Raw genomic sequence first — 4,846 nt, 5'->3', positions numbered from 1 at the left:
TTTATGTGTAATAGAAAGTCAATAAGAACCGGGCCATGCTCGCCCTTGGAGCTTCTCATACCCAACCGGTATGGCTGTAGCTTCTGAGGAGATCGCCGTCGCTCACCGGATCATCCGGTCATCCTGTTAGTAACCGGTCAAAGCTGATCTGTTACATCGAAGGCGGACACCTGTCCATCGACAACACCCCTGCCGAGCGGTGAACCGCCCTCCCATGTACATATGACCAAAACGTCGCCGTTATCCTACCGTTCTGTCATGCCTACCCACGACGGAGTATTGACGGTCTCCGTCCTATAACATAGCTTTTCCGAAAGGCGCTCAAGTACATATCGTCATGTGCATACGAGCCTCGTGTCGTTAAAAGAAATGGTTGGTGCCGCATGAAAGTGCTCTTCATGATGCCGTTCGGCGTGTCGAGCTTCTCCGCCCCCATCAAGATCAAGGCTTCGTCTTGGTGTTAGTGCCAGATGCACGTCACCTTGCGGTGCAGGAATGGAGTGTGAACATGAAAGCAGAAACGGAATCGCGGATTTTTTCGGTGGACGAATATGTCCGTCCGTCTAACGGCGAACCGATCCGTTCAGTTGTTCTGGAGACCAACGATTCTGTCGTTGTAGTTTGGCACGCCTACCCTAGGCAGGAAATAGCTGCCCATGTCCATCCTCACGGCCAAGATACTTGGACGGTTATCTCAGGTGAGGCCAAGTATTATCAAGGCAACGGCGTAGAAATTCATCTTAAAGCTGGAGATATTGCCATTGCAAAACCTGGGCAAGTACATGGTGCCGTGAACTCTGGTCCAGGACCTTTCATATTTGTCTCCGTGGTTGCGCCGGGCAGTGCAGGTTTTGCGTTATCTGAGAAATAGGCGAAAGGCCTGAGAGGAACCTGATGAATACACGAGTATTTACGTTCGCTGGTGGAGAAACGGGGGTTTGGCGCGTTGTTGCGATGAATGCCGTGGCAGGAGCCCCTCTCCCTGGAATCCCACGGCTCAACGTAGCCGCTGGCTCTGTTTCGCCGCAGCCTCCGGGCACCAAATGGCTCCTTCGCGGGATAACGAGTAACGAGCGCTATGTCGTGCGTGAAGAGAAGGATCGTCTCGTGGCGAAGCAGCCAAGCTTGGGTCGAGCAGAGGCTACCTGCGCCGCCCTGATCCCTATCCGGAAAAACCCCTCATGGTGGGGACTGTCTCAAGACGAACGCCGGAAGATTTTTGAGGAACAGTCCCGTCACATTCACATCGGGCTCCAATATCTCCCTGCTGTGGCCCGCCGCCTCCACCATTGTCGGGACCTGGGCGAGAACGAACCCTTCGACTTCTTGACTTGGTTCGAATATTCCCCGTCTGATGAGACGGCCTTTAACAGGCTTCTGGCCGAACTCCGAGCCTCGGTGGAGTGGCAGTATGTCGACAGAGAAATCGACATCCGGCTAGTGCATGAGCCGGCCTAGCATCAGGTTTAACTTCGATCTACGTGCGGCACACTCCTGCGACACCCGCAGCCCAGCAAAACCCCGAAAAATCTAGTGTGTCGCATAACTTAGGAGTAACGCGACAGGTATGTCTAGCGAGCCACTAGTCGCTTAAGAACTTTTCTACTTATAGCCTCCTCTTTCTCTCATCGATCTCCTCGGCATCCTGCCGTCTAGAGCCGGCACATTGTCCAGCTTTCGAATGAGGCTCTCCAGCTTTTCCAAGTCGCCCTCGGCAATGGCTCGCTCGTCGGGAGTTAAAGGCACGGCCTCCAAGTACCGTCCGATAGACGATTTGCTTTCCAATGCTTGGGCCCTTGCGCTGGCTTTCGGCAAGTTGAAGTCACACCCCGCACAGGCCATGCGATGTGGGCAGCTGCTCCAGAAGGGATTTGAACAATACGAGTCGCCCAAGTCATAGAAGGTGTAGGGGGCATCTGAATGGCGAACAATTACGTCATGATCGATCAAAACGGAGACCATATGGGCCATTTGATCGGCTTTAACGAAGGATGCTGCCAGCTTGGTAGGCCGAATTCGAATGTAATGCAAAGTCGAATTCGGCGAGCTATGTCCCGACCACTGCATTAGCTCGATCAGCGACATGCCCTGAGGGACGCTGGCGAGCGCCGTCACTGCGGAGGCACGTCCCCGGTGGCTGGTGATTCGCCCGCGACTGTCCTCCAGTGGCACACCCGCCTTGGCGCATAGCATTGGAATGATGGTGCCATTAATGACACTGGAGCCTATGCGCTTGCCTCGAAACTGAAATAGGTAGCTAACTTTTTCCCCGGTTCGCTCATCCAGCAAAGCGGCCTGGTTAGCAGGCCTGTCCTCCAGCCAGGCGTCAATGCGCTCCTTCACGACCACCGCTACAGGTTTGACGAAAGCTTTGAACGTCTTGCTGGCAGGAATATCGAGATAGCATAAAGTTTTTGCTGGAACGATGGTCCCATCCTCGTGTACCACATCATTGGTCTGAGGATGCGCGCATCTTTTATCCAAGCGCATGATTTCATTGCTGCGCAAACCAGCGTGCGTCCACACTACAGCAATGGCTTGAACCATCGACAGCGGATAGTGAATCTCCGAAAGCAGATCACTACGCTCAAGATTTAGACTCGCCCAAATCAGCTTGAGCCAGGTCGAGTCATCAATTACCCGCGGGCTGATACCCGAGTTGAATGTCACGGATCGCGGGGTGGCGAGGTGATGCCGGGGGCTGAACTTCAAACGACCCCATCCCCAGAGTTCAAAGTCTGTAAAAAATCGTCGCAAGGCATGTAGAAAGCCGCGCTTCGAGTTGGCAGCGATAGGCTGACCAAGCCCCTTTAGCTGTGTTCCCTTCGCTGACTCCAAAGCCCACTCACCGACCGTCATCCGGTCGACGGCAGCAATAAATGCAGCGCAAGTGGACATGCTCCAATCGGTAGGCGCCGCCATTCCTGATTGCTCGCGCGCTAGCCAGACACCGGTCCTCAAGATAAAACTGTAATTGCTTTCACGTGTGCGTGGACGCAAGGTGGAAGTGTCTCGCCATCGACGGCACCACATTGCCCAAGTCGGATCGATGCCTTCGATGCTTTTCGCCCGCCAACAGGTATAGCCTCGCATGCGTAAAGGTTTCGCCAAAATCCCCATGGCAGCGAGGCCGTGAGATACCTTTCCGACCGATCTCGCGACACCTTCGCTTCGATGCTGTTGGCCCTTCAGTAGCAGTTCCTCGGTGAATGTCTCCAACCGCGGATCGCCGTTTTCCAGCATCAAGGCACCCAGGCACGTTGGAAAGGAACTGCTCAAGATGGCGAGCAGCGTAGCCCAGCGATCTCAACGCTTGGCTCAAGCGAACGTGCTCATGTCTGAACACGGCATGGCCGAAGATAAAAGAAGCATATATCGCCGGCTGCCGGAATTTGGCGATACGCTGCGGGGTTCGAAAATCGCCGAGATGGTAAGCAACGGAAGCGAGATATGGTCGTGATCCTGCTCGATTACTGAGCAAGGTCAACCACTGCGACTCAGACCAACACCAGTAGGGTTTACCGGTTTTGCTGACATTCCAGAGAATGACTGCCACTGATGAAATGGCTAATCGCTGAGAAACGCCGCTGTGCGCCGCTATATCAGCTAGCGGCCTCATGAGCTCAGGTATCTCTGATTGGAGGTAGCCCCAGTCTGAACGGTGAGAGCGATTCGAAAGTATGCTCAGCTCGATTTTCGATAGATCGCTCTGACGTACGTACTTGCTCGCGTCGAACGGAACATAAGGGGTGACTGAGGGGGTGCTCATAGCAATGCCTCAGACCCAAAGAGTTCACAGAACATCCGAGCATCGAGACTGCCGACGGAGTGCGCCATCTTTGCGGTTAAATCCGCGCCAGATAGGTGCAGGTAAATCAAAGTGGTTTTGGGGTCTCGATGTCCAGCATACGTGGTCAGTTCATGGAGCTTCCAGCCCGCACGGGCCAGATGGGTAAGCCGAAGGTGGCGAAAGGTATGAGTGCTCAGGTGCGATAGTTTCGCTTCCTTGGCCCACCCTTCAACCGTTTTACTCCACGCCCAACGGGACAGTGGCGAGCCTCGATTACGATCTGATGCTGATCGAAACAACGAACCTCGCATCCAGCCAGCGCCGCGAAGAGCATGTAGATGCTCTATCAAGACAGGTGCAATGTCTGGGCTGTAGCACACGACGCGGCTGCGTTTGCCTTTGGTCGTTTCCGCTCGCACCGAGATCAGTCGGTGTGCAACGTCTAAATCCTCAATACGCAAGGCCACCAACTCGGCACGGCGAAGAGCCCCGAAATACGCCAACGACAGCATTAGTCGATCACGGATAGACGACCTGGCCGCAATACTGAGAAAGTGTCGCCACTGCTCATCGGTGGGAATGTCTGGCAACTTAATCAGCCGTGGGAGCAAGCCCCTGACAAACCCTCCATGTCCAGGCACTTGGGCCAGCCGACCATGCTGTCCGCGGGGCACGGGGTTGTGCTCGCAAAGACCCTGAAAAACGAGGTGGTCGTACCACAACCGGATAGCAGTAAGCCGCTGGTGCAAGGTTGAATTCGCCACCGCGCTCTTTGCGCCAGGTAGCAGCTCACGGATGTAGAGCGTGACTTGTTCGAATGTCGCGGATTCGGGTTTCAGCCCACTCCCTTCGCAATGCAATAAGTAATGCGCAAGGGCACGGCCATAGGCGTCAAGGGTGGCCGGCGCACGCCCCAGATTACCCAAGAGCTCCAGCCAAGCTTGTACACTGGAATAACGACTTAACACTTGCTTGTGCAATGGGGTGGTGGTCATGGGCGCCCCCTGAGCGTCAACGGATTCAGCCTAGCTCAAAAGCATTCCACCTAACTTAATA

3 protein-coding genes and 1 pseudogene are annotated in these 4,846 nt (G+C 54.7%); 2 read left to right on the top strand and 2 right to left on the bottom strand.

Annotation, left to right across the window (positions count from 1 at the left end):
* Window positions 1-508 precede the first annotated feature (508 nt).
* Both C722_RS25940 and C722_RS0122155 read left to right on the top strand, forming a co-directional pair.
* A complete protein-coding gene (locus C722_RS25940; protein WP_071534424.1) occupies window positions 509-871 on the top strand; it encodes a cupin domain-containing protein in 363 nt (120 codons plus the stop codon).
* Window positions 872-894: 23 nt separating this feature from the next.
* Window positions 895-1,458 carry a chlorite dismutase family protein gene (locus C722_RS0122155; protein ID WP_026084028.1) on the top strand — a complete coding sequence of 188 codons (564 nt, stop codon included), beginning with the start codon at window positions 895-897 and terminating at the stop codon, window positions 1,456-1,458.
* A gap of 148 nt (window positions 1,459-1,606) precedes the next feature.
* On the opposite strand, the pseudogene C722_RS25270 reads toward C722_RS0122155, so the two are convergent.
* Together C722_RS25270 and C722_RS25935 are read right to left on the bottom strand one after the other, a co-directional pair.
* A pseudogene (locus tag C722_RS25270) lies at window positions 1,607-3,769 on the bottom strand (integrase).
* On the bottom strand, window positions 3,766-4,785 hold the full coding sequence (locus C722_RS25935; protein ID WP_011914410.1) for a site-specific integrase: 1,020 nt from the start codon (window positions 4,783-4,785) through the stop codon (window positions 3,766-3,768). Before C722_RS25935 ends, C722_RS25270 begins: the two are co-directional and overlap by 4 nt.
* Window positions 4,786-4,846: the final 61 nt, after the last annotated feature.

This window comes from Pseudomonas sp. 313 (genome assembly GCF_000316965.1).
GTDB classification, from domain to species: domain Bacteria; phylum Pseudomonadota; class Gammaproteobacteria; order Pseudomonadales; family Pseudomonadaceae; genus Chryseomonas; species Chryseomonas benzopyrenica.
This window is presented reverse-complemented; position numbering and strand designations above follow the sequence as displayed.